Consider the following 16433-nt stretch of genomic DNA (forward strand, 5'->3'; position numbering starts at 1 on the left):
AATTATTCCTCACTTTTTCCAATGATCGCTAATTTCTTTGTTTTTTCTTTAATTTCCTCTGGATCTACATTAATCCTAGCTACTCCCGTTTCCATTGCTGCCTTGGCTACAGCAGCCGCGACGGCAGGTGCTACCCTCTCATCAAATGGAGCAGGTATGACGTAGTCTTCGTTTATCTCATGTTCCTGTATTAAACCGGCAATGGCTTGTACTGCAGCAACCTTCATTTTTTCATTGATATGAGTCGCACGTGCATCTAGGGCACCACGAAAAATCCCTGGGAATGCAAGGACGTTATTGACCTGATTCGGGAAATCCGAACGGCCTGTTCCAACAACCTTGGCACCTGCCGCTTTTGCTTCTTCCGGCATGATTTCCGGATCTGGGTTGGCCATCGCGAAAATGATCGCATCCCGGTTCATCGAAGAAACCATTTCTTTTGTCAATGCACCTGCAGCAGAAACACCTATAAACACATCAGCGTTTTGAATGACAGTTTCCAAAGGTCCTGAAACCCTATTTCGATTGGTCACTTTCGCCACTTGTTCTTTCGTATCATTCATCCCTGTCGAACGGCCCTCATAAATGGCACCCTTCGTATCACACATGATGATGTCACGAACCCCATAGCTATAAAGCAATTTAATGATGGCAATGCCCGCAGCGCCTGCCCCATTCGCTACCACTTTAATTTCTGACATTGATTTATTCACTAGTCGTAACGCGTTCACAAGACCGGCAACAGTAACAATGGCTGTACCGTGCTGATCATCATGAAAAACAGGAATATTCATTTCTTTCTTGAGTCGTTCTTCAATTTCAAAACAATTCGGTGCGGCTATGTCCTCTAAGTTCACTCCACCGAATGTCGGTTCGAGTAACTTAACGGTCTCTACAATTTTGTCCACATCCGTCGTTTTTAAACAGATTGGGAAAGCGTCCACTCCAGCGAAACTTTTAAATAGAACGGCTTTACCTTCCATAACCGGCATGGCAGCTTCCGGACCGATGTTTCCAAGTCCCAATACAGCCGTTCCATCGGAAATAACAGCAACAGTATTCCCCTTCATTGTATAGTCATAAACGGTATCCGGTTTATCGTAAATATCTTTACACGGTTCTGCGACACCAGGAGAATAAGCCAGGCTTAAATCTACTGCATTCCTTACCGGTACTTTCGAAACTGTTTCTAATTTTCCTTGATTCAAGCGGTGCATATGTAATGCTTCTTCTCTCAATGTCATAGTTTCACTCCTAAACCAAATTGGGTATCCCATATCTTATATGCTGAAATCTAGTGGTCAGACCACAGCGGCCTGTTTTCAATATAACATAACTATTAAAGTTGTAAAACAGTTATTCTTTCTTGTAAACCACATTTCCTTTTCCCACCAAGTCAAATAATGCCTGCATCAGTCTATCTGTAGGATTGACCCAATCCCAATAAGATAGCTGTACATAGCGGTTTTCCCTCTCGTAAAAAAGCATGACCTTCGTTTCACCGCTATGCTGCATTAAAATTTTTTTTATTTTTTGCAGGGTATCATTCGTTTGCTTGCCAGCCTCTATTTTCAGGAATATCGTTCCGTTTTTTTCCTCTTTCATCTGCTTCACTTTTTCAAGCGGGTATACGTTCCTGATCAGGAGCTGTGTTTTTCCATCCCGCTCTTCCAATGTTCCTTGCAGCATGACGAGTTGTCCGTGATTCAAGTCGGCAGAGTGATTTTTATAAACATTTGGAAAAACGACCGCTTCAATATCCCCTTCTTCATCACTAACGCTCAAGAAAGCCATCACATCGCCCTTTTTTGTCCTTATGGTTTTAACCGACGTGATGTATGCGCCAAGCAAGACTTTTGATTCCTTTTTATTGGTGGCTTCATCTATGGTCAAACAGCCGAAGTGCTGAAAAAGTTCTCTGTAGCTTGTCACCGGATGATTCGATAGATAAAGCCCCAATGCGCTTTTTTCCAATGAGAGTTTGTGCTCGATAGGAATAGGCTCGACTCGGTTGTATTTCGGTTTGAGTGAAAACTCGCCATCCGAAAACATATCGAATAGGTCATCATCAGGATTAACCAATTCCGTATGATTGATCGCTACGTCCAAGCTCGCCAACAATGTTGCCCGGTCTTCACCGAATTCATCAAATGCACCTGAATGCACAAGCGCCTCCAACACTTTTCTATTTACGATTTTTCCCGAAACGCGCAAACAGAAATCGAATAAATCAGCGAACTTCTTTTGCCTCCTTGCAGCAAAGATTTCTTTTAGGACCGTACCGCCAATCCCCTTTATCGCTCCAAGGCTATAACGGATCCCTTCCTTTTCCGGTAAAAACGGGTAACCGCTCCGGTTAATCGAGGGAGTCAGAACCATTATCCCTTTCTTTTTGGCTTCACGGATATATTGCGAAATCTTTTCATCATTCCCGACGACCGATGTCAGGAGTGCTGCCATGAAATATTCCGGATAGTGGGTTTTCAAGTAACCCAACTGATAAGCGATGAAACTATACGCCACCGCATGGCTTCGGTTGAATCCATAGTTAGCGAAGCGGACAATCAAGGAATAAATTTCATCTGCCGTTTTTTCCGAGTATCCTTGTTTCAATGAGCCGTTCACGAAATGCTGCCGCTCTTGATCCAGAACATCCTTCTTCTTCTTCGAAACGGCACGACGGAGCAGGTCAGCCTCCCCTAATGAAAACCCTGCTAAGCGGGAGGCGATTTGCATGATTTGTTCTTGATAAACGATGACCCCGTATGTAGGCTCGAGGATATCCTTCAAATCCTCGTGCAGGTAATCAATCGGAGCCAGTCCATGTTTTCGCTCGATGAACAGCGGTATATTTTCCATCGGACCTGGACGATATAGGGCATTGACCGCGACGATATCCTCGAATCGATTCGGTTTCAGCTTGATCAAAACCTTTCGGATGCCATCCGATTCAAATTGAAACACTCCGGTTGTTTCGCCTCTCCCTAAAAGGGCTAGCGTCTCGGGGTCATCCATTGGGATATGGGACAAGTCGAGCTTTTTCCCCGATCCCTTTTTAATGTTATTTAAAATGTTATCGATGAGCGTTAAATTGCGGAGTCCAAGAAAATCCATTTTAAGAAGTCCCAGTTCTTCGAGAAGGTCCATTGGGTATTGAGTCAGATGGATGCCTTCATGCCCCCCCTGGATCGGAATATGCTCGGTCAGTGCCTGATCGCTGATGACGACGCCGGCGGCATGTGTCGAAGCATGGCGAGGCAGCCCTTCAAGTAATAAAGCGGTTTGAAAAAGTTTTTGATTCAGGTCACTCTCATTAACGAATTCCCTGAGCCTTTTCGATTCCTTGTAAGCCTCGGGAAGCGTAATGCCCAGGCGTCCTGGAATCATTTTCGATACCGCTTCCTGTTCCTTTGAATTCAAGCCGAAAACACGGCCTGTATCCCTTAATGCAGCCTTGGCAGCCAATGTCCCGAATGTAATGATTTGTGCTACATGAAGTTCCCCGTACTTCTTCGCGACATAGGCTATCACTTCTTCACGGCGGTTATCCGGAAAGTCAATGTCGATATCCGGCATCGAGACACGTTCCGGATTCAGGAAACGCTCGAACAGCAAGGAATGTTCGATTGGATCGACATCCGTTATCGACAGCACATAAGCGACCATCGATCCGGCGGCCGACCCCCTTCCAGGACCAGTCAGGATTTGATGGTCCTTGGCGAATTTCATGAAATCCCAGACGATCAAAAAGTAATCGCTGAATTTCATCTTGGTGATGATATCCAATTCATATCGCAGACGCTCTTCATATTGAATGGATGGCTCCGGCAATCTTTTCTTCAGCCCTTGGAAACAGATGGCTTCGAGCATTTCCTCGGCTGTGACACCATCTTCAGTAGGGTACTTAGGAAGCAGTGAACGGTGAAATGGAATTTCCAGATTGCATTGCGCGGCAATATGCAGTGTATTTTCGAGTGCATCCGGTCTGTCATGGAATAGTTCTGCCATCTGGGCCCGGCTTTTCAAATAAAATTGATCGGATTCAAGAACCGTATGCGTCTCATCCGCCAGCTTGTCGCCATTTCCAATTGCCAATAGGACTTCTTGAGCGAGTGCATCGCTTTCGTTCAAATAATAGACTGGATTCGTCGCGACAATCTTTATCTCTAAATCTCTCGCCAACTGACTTATGGCTTCGTTGCCTTTTTCCTCATTCGCGATTGAAAGTCTCTGTATGGATACATAAAAGTTATCATGACCAAAAATTCGCAGAAATCGTTCCGCTGCCTGTTTGGCCTCCTGTGGATTTTCTTCTCTCAATAGCGTTTCTATTTGCCCCTCCGCACCCGGAGTGATTGCTATCAGGCCCCGGGAATAGGCTTTAAGCCAATTCATTGGAATGCCTGACGGGGATTTCGTTTTTATGGCACTGCTTATTTTAAGCAGGTTTTGATATCCTTGTAGACTTTTTGCCAATAAAAGAAGTCCATGTGGCGAATCCCGTTCATCAAGGACATCCGCAAGTATGCCGATGATCGGCTTTATGCCCTGTCTCTTGCATTCTTTATAAAAATAGACCGAACCGTACATAACATTTCGATCGGTTAAGGCAAGACTTGTACAGCCATCCGCTTTCGCTTTGGCCACAAGTTCAGTGATCTTCACCGTACTTGTCAGCAGGCTGTATCCGCTCTGAATATGGAGATGAGTATACACGTTTTTTCTCCCACCTTTGTAAGGCATGTTTCTTTTCATTATAGTGTTTATTTCAAAAAAAAGAAAATATGTTCTCATTACCAAGGCAATTTAACTTCCTGATTTCCGACGACTATCATATTACCTCTGAACTTCCCATATAAATGGAATAGAAGAATATCAAGAAAAAAAGGATGATGATATATGAATGAAGCCTTTGTTCCAGCCTTCATCAACAGCTTTTTCATATCGCTTGGCGTATTGCTTGGCGGATCGATAATCGGGGGCCTCGCCGCTTTTTTTACTGGACAAGCCCCGATGACGACTGTATTCCGGCTGTCGGACAGCCTCCGTATTTGGGCGATTGTCGCTGCAATCGGTGGTACTTTTGATATGGTCTATAATTTCGAACGCGGTATTTTCCACGGGGAAACGAAGGATATAGTCAAGCAGGTCCTATTGATTCTATCTGCACTTGGCGGAGCTCAGACAGGAGCACTGATCATAAACTGGTTCACGCAGGAGCATATTTCATCATGAGGATTCCCCCCTATCACCGGTCTCCCACCTGGCAGCGCTTCTTTGCCGGAGCTGCACTTGGCGGATTGATCAGTTGGGTGATTTTCTTTTATATGCATGGTGTCCAGCAGGAGAAGCAGATCCGGACCCTTCACGAACAAAGTGAATTGATCACGGATTTAAACGGGAAAATCGCAATCTGGGAGCAGGATTATAAAAAATTGAACCAGAAAAACGAGGAGATATTGACGATTCAGGAAGTGGAAGTAACCATTACGAATGAAAAATACAGTCTCGATCGGCTGAGTATTGCAGAAGCCGAGGATGTGATCGAGGACGACCTTTCCTCTCTTCTTGCCAAAGATGTCGCCAGTGTCTATGAGGGAAAGGTGCTTTTGAAGAAGTCGATAGAAAATAAGATCGTGACCATCAATAAAAAGCGCTATCGACTTGAAGTCGTTGAGATTATGTTCTATACGAAAATGAATATTGAAATCAAACTAAAAAGGACTACTTCTTAATCAGGCCACTATATTTAAAGACCAAATCATATCCGATTTGGTCTTTAAGTTTTTTTCATTCCGATTTATTCAACTCTTCCATGTCGGCAAGGATATTATCCACATCATCCCAAGAATGAATCGAAGCCCCGGCTGCAAGCGGGTGGCCTCCTCCGTTATATTTACGGGCAATCGTATTGATGATCGGTCCTTTAGAACGGAAACGGACTCTGATTTCTTTATCCTCTTCAATGAAAAAGACCCATGACTTAACATTTTTAATCGAACCGAGCGAGGAAACGAGCTGAGATGCCTCAGATGTAGAAGCCTGGAATCGTTCAAGTATATCTTTTGTGATGATCATTTTCCCTGTGCCATATGGAAGGATTTCAAAATGCTGCAGCACATAGCCATTCAAACGGACTATGCTTTCCTCCACGTCATACATCTCCTGATATAACTGCGGGCGTGAGAACGAATAGTTAATCAATTCACTTGCATAGGCAAATGTCTTTTCAGTCGTATTCTGGAATAGGAAGCGGCCGGTATCGCCAACAATGCCTGCATATAGAAGGCGTGCCGCTTCATCACTCATCTTCAAGCCCTGTTCTTTACCGAACTGGTAAAATTCATAAATCATTTCACTTGTTGAACTTGCCGATGTATCGACCCAGCGCATATCCCCATATGGATCTTCATTAGGATGATGATCGATCTTAATCAGTTTATCACCCGTCGTGTACCTTGCATCACAAATCCGGTCCGTATTTGCGGTATCACAAACGATGACCAGAGCACCTTGATATGTTTCATCCGGAATCACATCGAGCCTTCTTAAATAATTCATTGACGGTTCTTCTTTCCCGACCGTAAAAATTCGCTTTTCGGGGAAAGTTGCTTTCAGGATTTCCGCCAATCCCCCCTGTGAACCATAAGCGTCCGGATCTGGACGGACATGACGATGGAGAATGATAGTGTCATAACGCTTTATATCTGCTAATATTTCAGCTTTCATATAGATCTCCCCTTTACATATGTATTATCGAGCCTTATAAAGATGATATATTTCATTTAATCAAAAAATTGGAGAAATAGAAAGACTCATCTTGTTTACGGTGGCATTCTCTTTCATTTCCCGCTACAATAAAAAGGTACATATGTTAAATTGGGGGAATTTCAAACGATGCCTATTCTTGTCACCTTGATCGTTCTTTCACTAGGGGTCTATCTGTTTTATAAAATCAAATCGGTCCGAACCAGGATGCCGATGGAGAAAAAGTGGATTTCAGGGAAGTCTTCCATCGCCCTTGGTGCGTTTGTCGCACTATTCGGAATCAATCAGCTTTTTCTGTTCCACACGACCATCACTTATATCATTGCTGCCATTTTCATCTTCGTTGGCCTATTCAGTGTTTGGGGCGGCTATAAAATGTATAAATTTTATTTGCCGCATGCAATCGAAGAAGCTGCAAATCAAAAAGGATAATCGAATTTCGATTATCCTTTTTATTTTTTATGATCGGTCCAGCAATTGGCAAGTCAACATCGCCTTGCCGACAAGTTTGCCTTGGTTAAACACCTCGACATCCACTTTTCCGAATTTACGTCCTACATCAAGGACACGCGGGTGGATTTCAAGCGTACTGTCGATCTGGACTGGCTTGATGAAGTAGATCGTCATGTTTTCCACGACCAAGTCACCGCGCTTATAGCTTCGAAGTGCACGGTTTGCTGAGTCGGTGACCAATGTAGTGAACACACCGCTTGAAATGGTCCCAAGGTAATTGGTCATCTGCGGAGTGACGCCATAGTTATACACTTCCTCGCCCTTGCCACGATTCGAAGTCATCACAAGCTGGCTTGTGATCGTATCGTCGATCGTTTCGCCTACCTGTGGCTGCCTTTGACTCATTTGCAGTGCCTTCAGCACATCCTGCCTGCTCACGATTCCTTTTAGGATATGACTGTCATTCACGACCGGGATTAATTCAATCCCTTCCCAAACCATCATATGTGCAGAAGATGCCACACTCATTTTATCGCCTACGGTCATCGGGTTTTTCGTCATCACCTTATCAATGAGCGTCAGTTCTTCCTGTCCGATGATATCTTTTGATGTGACCATTCCTTGAACCTTCATATTGTCATCGACAACAGGGAAACGGCTATGCCCGGATTCCTGATTCAATTCATGCCAAGTCTGAACCCGGTCACCCACAGTCAAAAAAGTCGTTTCCTGTACTGGTGTCAAAATATCCTCCACCAGCAAGATTTCCTTTTTGATCAATTGGTCATAGATCGCCCGATTGATCATCGTTGCGACGGTAAACGTATCGTAACTCGTTGAGATGACTGGCATCTCCAATTCATCGGCTAACCTTTTAACGGGCTCTTCCGTATCGAATCCCCCGGTGATCAGCACTGCTGCACCTGCTTTTAACGCGTGCTCGTGGGCCTGTGTACGGTTCCCGACGATCAGCAGGTTTCCTGCCCCTGTATATCTCATCATGGCATCCAGCTTCATCGCCCCGATGACAAATTTATTTAATGTCTTATGAAGTCCCGTTTTTCCACCAAGAACTTGTCCGTCAACAATATTGACTACTTCTGCGAAAGTGAGCTTTTCAATATTCTCTTTTTTCTTTTTCTCAATGCGGATCGTGCCTACCCGCTCAATCGAGCTCACGTAGCCCTGATTCTCCGCCTCTTTAATTGCCCGGTATGCCGTACCTTCACTAACATTCAATGCTTTCGCAATTTGACGGACGGAAATCTTTTCGCCAACAGGGAGCCCATCGATATGTTTTAATATTTGTTCATGCTTTGTAGCCAAGCGCTTCACCCTTTTCACGGTATTCCTATTCTCCATTATAAGGTCAAAGAGCCTAGTTTATCAAACAACTACTAGTATTGGCGCAACCTTTTGTATTCCAGCTTGCGTTTTACCTTTTGTTTCTTAGGAGAATATAGTATGCCCGTCAAGTTTCCAGCTACCGCCAACAATGCAAACAACAGCCAGGATCCTGCAAACAGACTCTCCAGACCGCCACTTTCCAACGACAAACGCGGCACGGCATAATACAGCATCACACCGCATAAAAGCAAACAAAGCAATAATCTCTGTTTCATCCAATCCCCCCTTTTTATTCATCTATTCATTTTATGCCTGTAAAAGGAAAAAAGACTCGGCTGCAGAACGTGACTTTACTTTCCATTGCAAGAACCATCTGCGTAAAGGGCAATGCAGCACGGAGAACAGTCAATCCGGTCGGCTATCCCCACAAAAAAAAACGGAAGCCCTTGCAGGCCCCCGCTTCTATTAAAGTTCTATTTCATCCCCAGCTTCCATGATCAGTCCATTTCCCTCTTCAAGCAAGTTGATGAATTTGTCAGGATCCTGTTTGATTACAGGGAAAGTATTGTAATGAATCGGCACGACTTGTTTGGCTTGAAGGAATTTCGCAGCAAGTGCCGCATCTTCAGGGCCCATTGTGTAATTGTCGCCGATTGGCAAGAATGCCAAGTCGATCGGATGACGCTCCCCGATCAGTTTCATATCGGAAAATACCGCTGTATCCCCTGCATGATAGATCGTTTTCCCTTCTATCATAAGCAATACGCCAGCAGGCATTCCTAAATAAATGATTTGACCCTCTCCGTTATTGAATCCCGTTCCATGGAAAGCTGGCGTCAGTTTCACTTTTCCAAAATCGAACTCGAAAGCTCCGCCGATGCTCATCCCGTGGGTTCTAACCCCTTGAGCACCCAGGTAGTCGGCAATCTCTGCAATGCCGATGACAAGTGCATCATGCCTTTTGGCCAATTCAACCGTATCACCGACATGGTCATTATGGCCATGTGTTAAGATGATCACATCCGGTTTCACATCTTCAACCTTCAAATCGGTTAATTCGTTTCCAGTAATGAATGGATCGATTAAAATGGTTTTACCATTCGTTTCGACTTTTACAACTGCATGTCCATGAAAAGATACTTTCACGTTAGATGCTCCCTTCCCATACCCACTAATTTTTTTAAGTAGCTTTCTTAGGCCTTTCCCATTTACTATACTTTTAAATATTGCTAAGGTAATTATATCTTATTAATGGAGGTATCGTCATGAATGAACGTTTAACAGAACTACAAAATTGGCTACAGGCCAATGAGGCTGAAGCCGCTATACTTACATCAACAGAGAGCATCTTCTATTTGAGCGGTTTTTATAGTGATCCTCATGAAAGACTGCTAGCACTTGCCATTTTTGCAAATGCCGACCCATTCCTTGTCTGCCCACAGATGGAAGTCCCGGATGCTAAACAGGCTGGATGGGCTGGAGATATCATCGGTTACACCGATATTGAAAATCCTTGGGAAAAAGTTAAGCAAGCAGTGAAGGATCGCGGGTTAACCATTCATACAATGGCCATTGAAAAAGAGCATATGAATGTAGAACGTTATGAAAAGGTCCAACAATATTTAGGAGCACCAAAGCTCGTTTCCGCAGAAGAGAAACTTCAAAGGATGCGAATGATCAAATCGGAAGATGAAATGGTCAAAATCCGTGAAGCATGCCGCCTTGCCGACTTTGCGATCGAAGTGGGCGTCAGCGAAATTCAAGAGGGTAAAACGGAAATGGAAATCCTTGCAGCGATAGAATACGAATTGAAAAAGGCCGGCGTCAGCCAAATGTCTTTTTCCACGATGGTCCTGACTGGTAAAAATGGCGCTTCCCCACATGGCACACCCGGGAATACGAAGGTTCAGCGCGGCGACCTTGTCCTATTTGACCTGGGCGTCGTTCATGAAGGGTACTGCTCTGACATCACTAGAACGGTTGCTTACGGGGATATCAATGATAAACAGGCAGAAATATATGAAACTGTACTTAGAGCACAAGAAGCTGCCGTTGCAGCCAGTAAACCTGGTGTATCCTGTTCCGAAATAGACTTGACTGCCAGAAACATCATCAGGAATAAAGGATACGGTGAATTCTTCCCGCACAGGCTCGGCCACGGACTAGGGATCAGCGTCCATGAGTACCCATCCTTGACTGAAACGAATTCCCTCGAACTTCAATCCGGAATGGTTTATACCATCGAACCTGGCATATATGTTCCAAATGTTGCCGGCGTCAGGATTGAAGATGATCTACTGATCACCGATACCGGCTGTGAAGTTTTGACCAAATTCCCGAAGAGCCTGCAAATCATAAAGTGAAGATGTTTTAACCCTTTAATAGATCGAAACTCGGATACCCCCGCCTTCATTTAAGACGGGGGTATCTATTGTTCAAAATTCATTTCAACTAAACGGTCCGAACCGGATATACTCTTCCTTCATCATCATTTAACATACCCGTGACAAAACCACACTATAATAGGAGAGAAAAGACAAGGCTTGAAATGATTATAAATCTAATTTTTATTTCCCTTTTATTATGGTGGCCCCAAAAATATTAAACTATGCATAATATTTAAACGCACTTTTGCATGCTTTGATATCTTTCATTATATTTTTCACATCACTTAATACGGTTAGAATCATTTTCCCTTTTTGATTTCCAGATAATTGGCTAAAACATTCGCTAATTTGTTACAATTGAAATCAGACCCATTAGGTAAACCATAGTATAATAGGAATATAATAGAAGGAGGAGATTCACTTGAATAGTATAGATTATAAAAACATTCTTGTAGCAGTGGACGGTTCGGAAGAAGCAGAGTGGGCCCTAAAAAAGGCAATCTATTTAGCAAAGCTCAGTGACGCTACCCTTGTGCTAACACATATCGTGGATACAAGGAATTTCCCTACTGTCGAAGCTTATGGTATGACTATCCGTGATCACTCTGAAACCTTTGCCAACGAGCTATTGGACAAGTATAAAACGGATGCCATTGCCTCCGGGATTGCAAAGGTCCAAACAGTGGTTGCATATGGTTCTCCTAAAGTTCAAATTCCAAGGGATTTAGCGAAAAAGCATAAGATCGATTTAATTGTATGCGGTGCAACGGGCCTTAACGCAGTCGAACGTTTCCTTATCGGCAGTGTGTCGGAAGGAATCGTTCGCCATTCCAACTGTGATGTAATGGTCGTGCGTACGAATTGATAAAAGAAATGATAGAAAAAGCTCGTTCGCCAAATTGGTGAACGAGCTTTTTCCTATTATTCACTTACTAGTTTTTCCGCTTTTTCAATCGCCAGCAAGACTTGGGCAAAACCTGTACCGCCCGCACTGTTCCGGCGTTTAACTGCTTCATAAGGATTTAATGCATCATAAATATCCTGTTCAAACAACTCGGAAGCTTCCTGGAATTGTTCCATGCTTAGGTCCACTAAATAGCAGCCATTCTGGACACAGAACAATACAAGCTTCCCGACCACTTCGTGCGCTTTACGGAAAGGCATACCCTTTGAAGCTAGGTAATCAGCTAATTCCGTCGCATTCGAGAAGTCATTTTTCGTTGCTTTTTCCATTACGTCCGTTTTCACTTTCAACGTTGAAATCATGCCGGCAAATATTTTAAGTGAACCAACAATGGTCTTAACCGTATCAAAAACGCCTTCTTTATCTTCTTGCATATCTTTGTTATAAGCAAGAGGCAGTCCTTTCAAAACAGTCAATAACCCCGTTAGGTTCCCATAAACCCGTCCTGTTTTACCACGGATCAATTCCGCCATATCAGGGTTTTTCTTTTGCGGCATGATGCTGCTTCCCGTGGAAAACGCATCATCCAATTCAATGAATTGGAATTCCTGGCTTGACCAGAGAATGATTTCTTCGCTGAAACGGGATAAATGCATCATCATTGTTGCACTGTTGCTCATGAATTCAATGGCAAAATCACGATCACTCACCGCATCAAGGCTGTTTTCGTAAATTCCCTCAAACCCCAATAGCTCCGCACTTAGGGCACGGTCAATCGGGAAGGTCGTCCCAGCTAATGCCCCGGCACCCAATGGAGAAATATTGATCCTTTTGAAACTCTCGGTGAAGCGTTGCTTATCACGCTCAAGCATCCAAAAATAAGCCATTAAGTGGTGGGCAAATGAAATGGGCTGTGCACGCTGCAAATGTGTATAACCTGGAATTAGTGTTTCCACATTTTTCTTGGCTTGTCCCAAAATCGCCATTTGCAAATCATTGATGAGTTCCAGAATCACTTTCGTTTGGTTCCGCATATAAAGATGAAGGTCGGTTGCAACTTGGTCATTACGGCTTCTTCCTGTATGAAGCTTTCCGCCAACTGGACCGATTTCGCTTATTAGCATACTTTCCAGGTTAAGATGGATATCTTCCATCTCAACCTTAAAAGTCAATTCACCCTTCTCAGCTTTTCCCTGTAAACTTTTCAGACCCGCAATGATCTGATCCGCATCTTCTTCAGGTAAAATGCTGCATTTCTTTAACATGGTTACATGAGCTAAACTGCCTTGAATATCTTCAAGGACAAGTTCCTGGTCAAAGGAAATGGAAGCACCAAATTCATCTACCCATTCTTCGGCAGATTTCGTGAATCTTCCTCCCCAAAGCTTGCTGCTCACACTGTCACCTTCTTGTTATTGACCATGCTGTTCACTTTCGTTGGAAGTCCCCATAACTTGATGAATCCAACTGCTGCATCATGATCGAACTCGTCCGCTTTTGTATAAGTAGCCAATTTTTCGTCATATAGGGAGTACTCGGATTTTCTTCCTTCAACAATCGCATGACCTTTGAATAGTTTCACACGGACAGTACCCGTTACATTCACTTGTGTTTCTTTCAGGAATGCAGCCAAAGCTTTTTGAAGCGGAGAGAACCAAAGTCCTTCATAAATCAATTCAGTCATTTTCTTCTCGATCACCGGTTTGAAGTGAGCCAATTCTTTTACAAGCGTGATATCTTCAAGTTCTTTGTGTGCAGCTATCAATGTCATTGCACCAGGGGCTTCATAGACTTCACGTGATTTGATTCCTACTAATCTATTTTCAACGTGATCGATACGTCCAACTCCGTGTTTGCCGGCAATTTGATTCAACTCGACGATCAGGTCAGCCAGTTTATAGTTTTTATCATTCAATGTAACCGGCACACCTTGTTCAAAACCAATTTCAATGATATCAGCAGTATCTGGCGTACATTCAAGGCTTGCAGTCAAATCATATGCATCTTCCGGCGGAGCTGCCCATGGATCTTCCAGGATTCCGCATTCGTTACTTCTTCCCCAAAGGTTTTGGTCAATCGAGAATGGACTCGCCATGCCAATCGGAACGGGAATGCCATTTTTCGCTGCATATTCAATCTCCTCTTCACGAGACCATTTCCAGTCACGAACAGGTGCAAGAACTTGCAAATTAGGGTTCAAGGCGGAGATGGATACTTCGAAACGCACTTGGTCATTTCCTTTTCCCGTACAACCGTGCGCAACGGCTACCGCGTTTTCCGCTTCAGCCACTTCCACTAATTTCTTCGCGATCAGCGGACGTGATAAAGCTGATACCAATGGATATTTCCCTTCATACAAAGTATGTGCCTGAAGAGCCGTCAATGCGAATTCATCAGCGAATTCATCCTTCGCATCAATGACATAAGAACTTACAGCACCGACAGTGATCGCTTTTTCTTTAATGAAATCCAAATCTTTCCCTTCACCGACATCCAAGCAGCATGCCACAACTTCGTACCCTTGATCTTGTAACCATTTAATTGCAACGGAAGTATCCAAACCTCCGGAATATGCTAAAACAACTTTTTGATTTTTCATTTCCATCGTCCTTTCGTGTGAATAAAAATTCATCGTTTGTTATTTTTATTCAATCTATGATAGTACTTTATCATCTTTATTAAAGGAATACAAGGGGTATTTTAAAGATTTTGCTAAATAATCCGCTAATATTTTCAGTGAATTTACACATTGGATGCTTCCGCGAGAATATAGTAAACTAGGAGTATGATAAATCGAAAAGCGGAGGGCATATGAAAGAACTATTTATCTATGATGAACGGCTTGGCATCTCCATTCCCGATTTGAATCTGGAGTGGGATGAATATACAAAAGGCGAGCAACAGCAAATACTCGTACATTGGGAGAATATCCGGGGAAGCATCCCGGACCGCATCAAGGAACTGGAATCCACCATTAACCGAAAGCAGTTTCGGCTCTCCGATGAGAGTAATTTCGCCAAATCATGCCAGCTCAATTCCGAAATTGCGGAACTTGCTTCCATCATCAATGATTTATGGCTATGGTATCGAGCCAATCAAGGCGTGACTGAAAAGATGCATAATTAAGGCCTATTCCATGCAAAAAAAGCCACAGTTTAAAACTGTGGCTTTTTTTTGCATCCCTCTTATAAATCCTTGCGAAGTTCACCAACGACATGTCCCAATTCCGGGAGAATCAATTTATTCATTGCAAGCCTAACGGCCCCTGAAGAGCCTGGTGTGGAAAAAACCGCTTTGTTGTTCACGACTCCGGCAATCGCCCTGGATAGGATGGCGGCGGAACCGATATCCTCTTGATAGCTGAGCATTCGAAAAATCTCGCCAAAACCGGGAATTTCCTTGGTCATCAACTCTTTGACCGCCTCGATCGTCACATCCCTATTGGCGATGCCAGTGCCTCCATTTGTTAATATGACATCGACCGTGCTGCTTTGGCTACCTGAAGTGACCGCATCCTGAATCGCTTTCCGTTCATCTTTAATGATTACATAATCCGTCACTTCATGCCCATTCGACTTCAGCAATTCCATCATCAGTGCTCCGCTTTTATCCGTTTCTTCATTTCGCGTATCGCTGACGGTCATCACCATGCAGCGAACTGCCTCCGTGATGGCTCTTTTATGATTCTTGACACTCATTCTTCATCAGCCTTCTTCTCCAGTAAATAACGGTATTGATAGAACTTTTGGGCAAATTCACTGACATTCCGGGTCATTTGATAATTGGACCCAGCACCTATGGCCATGCTGATGAACGGTATGCCCCGAACCAGTTTTTTTCGGAAAACAGTAATGGCCAATGCTTTCAACAGCTGCTTCAGCGGCTGCTCCATCCAGGTGGGGTTTGTCAGTTCCTCGATTCCTAAATAAAAATAATCATCTTCTGCAGTCTGGACCTCGCGGATCAATTCTTCCCAAGCTATTCCTTGGAGCCTCTTTGGCATCGCTCCTGCATTGAATACCTTAAGGGCCAGCATCATTTCAAACGGTGTATTCACCTCAACACCATAAGACATCGCAATCAGCTGTACGGTCCTGACATTGATGACCGTCATGGCCGGAATATCGCTCCCTAGCAGAAGCAGGCCTCCAGATCCGCTCATCCCGCCTTGTGCAAATGAATATAAGCGATGCTTAGCGATATGCTGATTGGCTATGTAATTCAACTGATCGATCGGTAAGTGTTTCAAATCGCTCAGCGTTTCGATTTCTTCATTAAACACGCGCGCAGATGCTAAAATCCGCTCTCTTGCATCTATTTGAACTTGTGAGCTCTGAACCATGGCATGCAAATGAAAAAGCCAAGTATCAAGCTTGTCAAAAAACTGTTGTTGGACGTTTTCCGGAAGCAGGGCAAACCCCTGCTCCAACCATTTATCATACAATGCAGCCAGATCCGTTGGCTCATATTGATAAAGTTTTTCCTGCCATTCATTAATTTCATCCAAAAGTTTCATTTCCCGGTTCGTGAATTCCATGCATCAAGCCTCCTATGTACAGAATTGGTGGATTCTC

The 16433-nt window shown here is 43.8% G+C and carries 16 protein-coding genes; 6 read left to right on the top strand and 10 right to left on the bottom strand.

Translation table 11 applies throughout. The features are described from left to right. Positions 1-2 precede the first annotated feature (2 nt). Together JNUCC41_RS01425 and dnaE are read right to left on the bottom strand one after the other, a co-directional pair. On the bottom strand, positions 3-1244 hold the full coding sequence (locus JNUCC41_RS01425) for an NADP-dependent malic enzyme (protein WP_192206047.1): 1242 nt from the start codon (positions 1242-1244) through the stop codon (positions 3-5). A 112-nt stretch (positions 1245-1356) separates the two neighbouring features. Then, a complete protein-coding gene (gene dnaE, locus JNUCC41_RS01430; RefSeq protein WP_342614272.1) occupies positions 1357-4716 on the bottom strand; it encodes a DNA polymerase III subunit alpha in 3360 nt (1119 codons plus the stop codon). A gap of 183 nt (positions 4717-4899) precedes the next feature. On the opposite strand from dnaE, the gene JNUCC41_RS01435 reads away from it, so the two are divergent. Together JNUCC41_RS01435 and ytrI are read left to right on the top strand one after the other, a co-directional pair. Further along, on the top strand, positions 4900-5235 hold the full coding sequence (locus JNUCC41_RS01435) for a sporulation membrane protein YtrH (RefSeq protein ID WP_098369973.1): 336 nt from the start codon (positions 4900-4902) through the stop codon (positions 5233-5235). After that, on the top strand, positions 5232-5735 hold the full coding sequence (gene ytrI, locus JNUCC41_RS01440) for a sporulation membrane protein YtrI (RefSeq protein ID WP_192206049.1): 504 nt from the start codon (positions 5232-5234) through the stop codon (positions 5733-5735). Before JNUCC41_RS01435 ends, ytrI begins: the two co-directional genes overlap by 4 nt. 55 nt (positions 5736-5790) lie before the next feature. On the opposite strand, the gene JNUCC41_RS01445 is transcribed toward ytrI, so the two are convergent. Continuing rightward, positions 5791-6729, bottom strand: a complete 939-nt coding sequence (locus JNUCC41_RS01445; protein WP_192206050.1) for a DHH family phosphoesterase — start codon at positions 6727-6729, stop codon at positions 5791-5793. Between the two features lie 168 nt (positions 6730-6897). On the opposite strand from JNUCC41_RS01445, the gene JNUCC41_RS01450 reads away from it, so the two are divergent. Then, positions 6898-7200, top strand: coding sequence for a YtpI family protein (locus JNUCC41_RS01450; protein ID WP_192206051.1), 303 nt, complete (start codon positions 6898-6900; stop codon positions 7198-7200). A 27-nt stretch (positions 7201-7227) separates the two neighbouring features. Here JNUCC41_RS01450 and JNUCC41_RS01455 read toward each other — a convergent pair whose 3' ends face one another. The 3 genes from JNUCC41_RS01455 to JNUCC41_RS01465 form a co-directional block, all read right to left on the bottom strand. Next, on the bottom strand, positions 7228-8547 hold the full coding sequence (locus tag JNUCC41_RS01455) for a DRTGG domain-containing protein (protein ID WP_137018167.1): 1320 nt from the start codon (positions 8545-8547) through the stop codon (positions 7228-7230). A 71-nt stretch (positions 8548-8618) separates the two neighbouring features. Further along, entirely contained in the window at positions 8619-8843 is a 225-nt protein-coding gene (locus JNUCC41_RS01460) for a hypothetical protein (RefSeq protein WP_098369970.1), read from the bottom strand. 190 nt (positions 8844-9033) lie between these two features. Further along, on the bottom strand, positions 9034-9714 hold the full coding sequence (locus JNUCC41_RS01465; protein ID WP_192206052.1) for a metal-dependent hydrolase: 681 nt from the start codon (positions 9712-9714) through the stop codon (positions 9034-9036). A gap of 119 nt (positions 9715-9833) precedes the next feature. Here JNUCC41_RS01465 and JNUCC41_RS01470 point away from each other — a divergent pair, with 119 nt between their 5' ends. Both JNUCC41_RS01470 and JNUCC41_RS01475 read left to right on the top strand, forming a co-directional pair. After that, complete coding sequence (locus tag JNUCC41_RS01470; RefSeq protein ID WP_192206053.1) at positions 9834-10931, top strand: M24 family metallopeptidase; 1098 nt, start codon at positions 9834-9836, stop codon at positions 10929-10931. A gap of 454 nt (positions 10932-11385) precedes the next feature. Continuing rightward, positions 11386-11820 (top strand): universal stress protein, encoded by a 435-nt coding sequence (locus JNUCC41_RS01475; protein WP_192207994.1) that lies wholly within the window; start codon positions 11386-11388, stop codon positions 11818-11820. 56 nt (positions 11821-11876) lie between these two features. Here the strand turns inward: JNUCC41_RS01475 and argH are convergent, their stop codons facing one another. Continuing rightward, on the bottom strand, positions 11877-13256 hold the full coding sequence (gene argH, locus JNUCC41_RS01480; protein WP_192206054.1) for an argininosuccinate lyase: 1380 nt from the start codon (positions 13254-13256) through the stop codon (positions 11877-11879). Next, positions 13253-14458, bottom strand: coding sequence for an argininosuccinate synthase (locus tag JNUCC41_RS01485; RefSeq protein WP_192206055.1), 1206 nt, complete (start codon positions 14456-14458; stop codon positions 13253-13255). Before JNUCC41_RS01485 ends, argH begins: the two co-directional genes overlap by 4 nt. Positions 14459-14670: 212 nt before the next feature. On the opposite strand from JNUCC41_RS01485, the gene JNUCC41_RS01490 reads away from it, so the two are divergent. After that, positions 14671-14985, top strand: a complete 315-nt coding sequence (locus JNUCC41_RS01490) for a hypothetical protein (protein WP_076364723.1) — start codon at positions 14671-14673, stop codon at positions 14983-14985. 59 nt (positions 14986-15044) lie between these two features. On the opposite strand, the gene JNUCC41_RS01495 is transcribed toward JNUCC41_RS01490, so the two are convergent. Beyond that, positions 15045-15557, bottom strand: coding sequence for a MogA/MoaB family molybdenum cofactor biosynthesis protein (locus tag JNUCC41_RS01495; protein WP_192206056.1), 513 nt, complete (start codon positions 15555-15557; stop codon positions 15045-15047). Further along, the gene (locus JNUCC41_RS01500; protein WP_192206057.1) at positions 15554-16396 is read right to left on the bottom strand and encodes an EcsC family protein; all 843 of its coding nucleotides are present in this window, start codon (positions 16394-16396) and stop codon (positions 15554-15556) included. Before JNUCC41_RS01500 ends, JNUCC41_RS01495 begins: the two co-directional genes overlap by 4 nt. Between the last annotated feature and the right edge of the window lie 37 nt (positions 16397-16433).

The sequence above is a fragment of the Brevibacillus sp. JNUCC-41 genome, from assembly GCF_014844095.1.
Classification (GTDB): domain Bacteria; phylum Bacillota; class Bacilli; order Bacillales; family DSM-1321; genus Peribacillus; species Peribacillus aracenensis.

Coding starts and splice junctions, on each gene's coding strand:
- JNUCC41_RS01470 (WP_192206053.1), top strand. CDS start 9,834: ATGAATGAACGTTTAACAGAACTACAAAATTGGCTACAGGCCAATGAG.
- JNUCC41_RS01425 (WP_192206047.1), bottom strand. CDS start 1,244: ATGACATTGAGAGAAGAAGCATTACATATGCACCGCTTGAATCAAGGA.
- JNUCC41_RS01495 (WP_192206056.1), bottom strand. CDS start 15,557: ATGAGTGTCAAGAATCATAAAAGAGCCATCACGGAGGCAGTTCGCTGC.
- JNUCC41_RS01460 (WP_098369970.1), bottom strand. CDS start 8,843: ATGAAACAGAGATTATTGCTTTGTTTGCTTTTATGCGGTGTGATGCTG.
- JNUCC41_RS01450 (WP_192206051.1), top strand. CDS start 6,898: ATGCCTATTCTTGTCACCTTGATCGTTCTTTCACTAGGGGTCTATCTG.
- JNUCC41_RS01500 (WP_192206057.1), bottom strand. CDS start 16,396: ATGGAATTCACGAACCGGGAAATGAAACTTTTGGATGAAATTAATGAA.
- JNUCC41_RS01485 (WP_192206055.1), bottom strand. CDS start 14,458: ATGAAAAATCAAAAAGTTGTTTTAGCATATTCCGGAGGTTTGGATACT.
- JNUCC41_RS01445 (WP_192206050.1), bottom strand. CDS start 6,729: ATGAAAGCTGAAATATTAGCAGATATAAAGCGTTATGACACTATCATT.
- JNUCC41_RS01490 (WP_076364723.1), top strand. CDS start 14,671: ATGAAAGAACTATTTATCTATGATGAACGGCTTGGCATCTCCATTCCC.
- JNUCC41_RS01435 (WP_098369973.1), top strand. CDS start 4,900: ATGAATGAAGCCTTTGTTCCAGCCTTCATCAACAGCTTTTTCATATCG.
- ytrI (WP_192206049.1), top strand. CDS start 5,232: ATGAGGATTCCCCCCTATCACCGGTCTCCCACCTGGCAGCGCTTCTTT.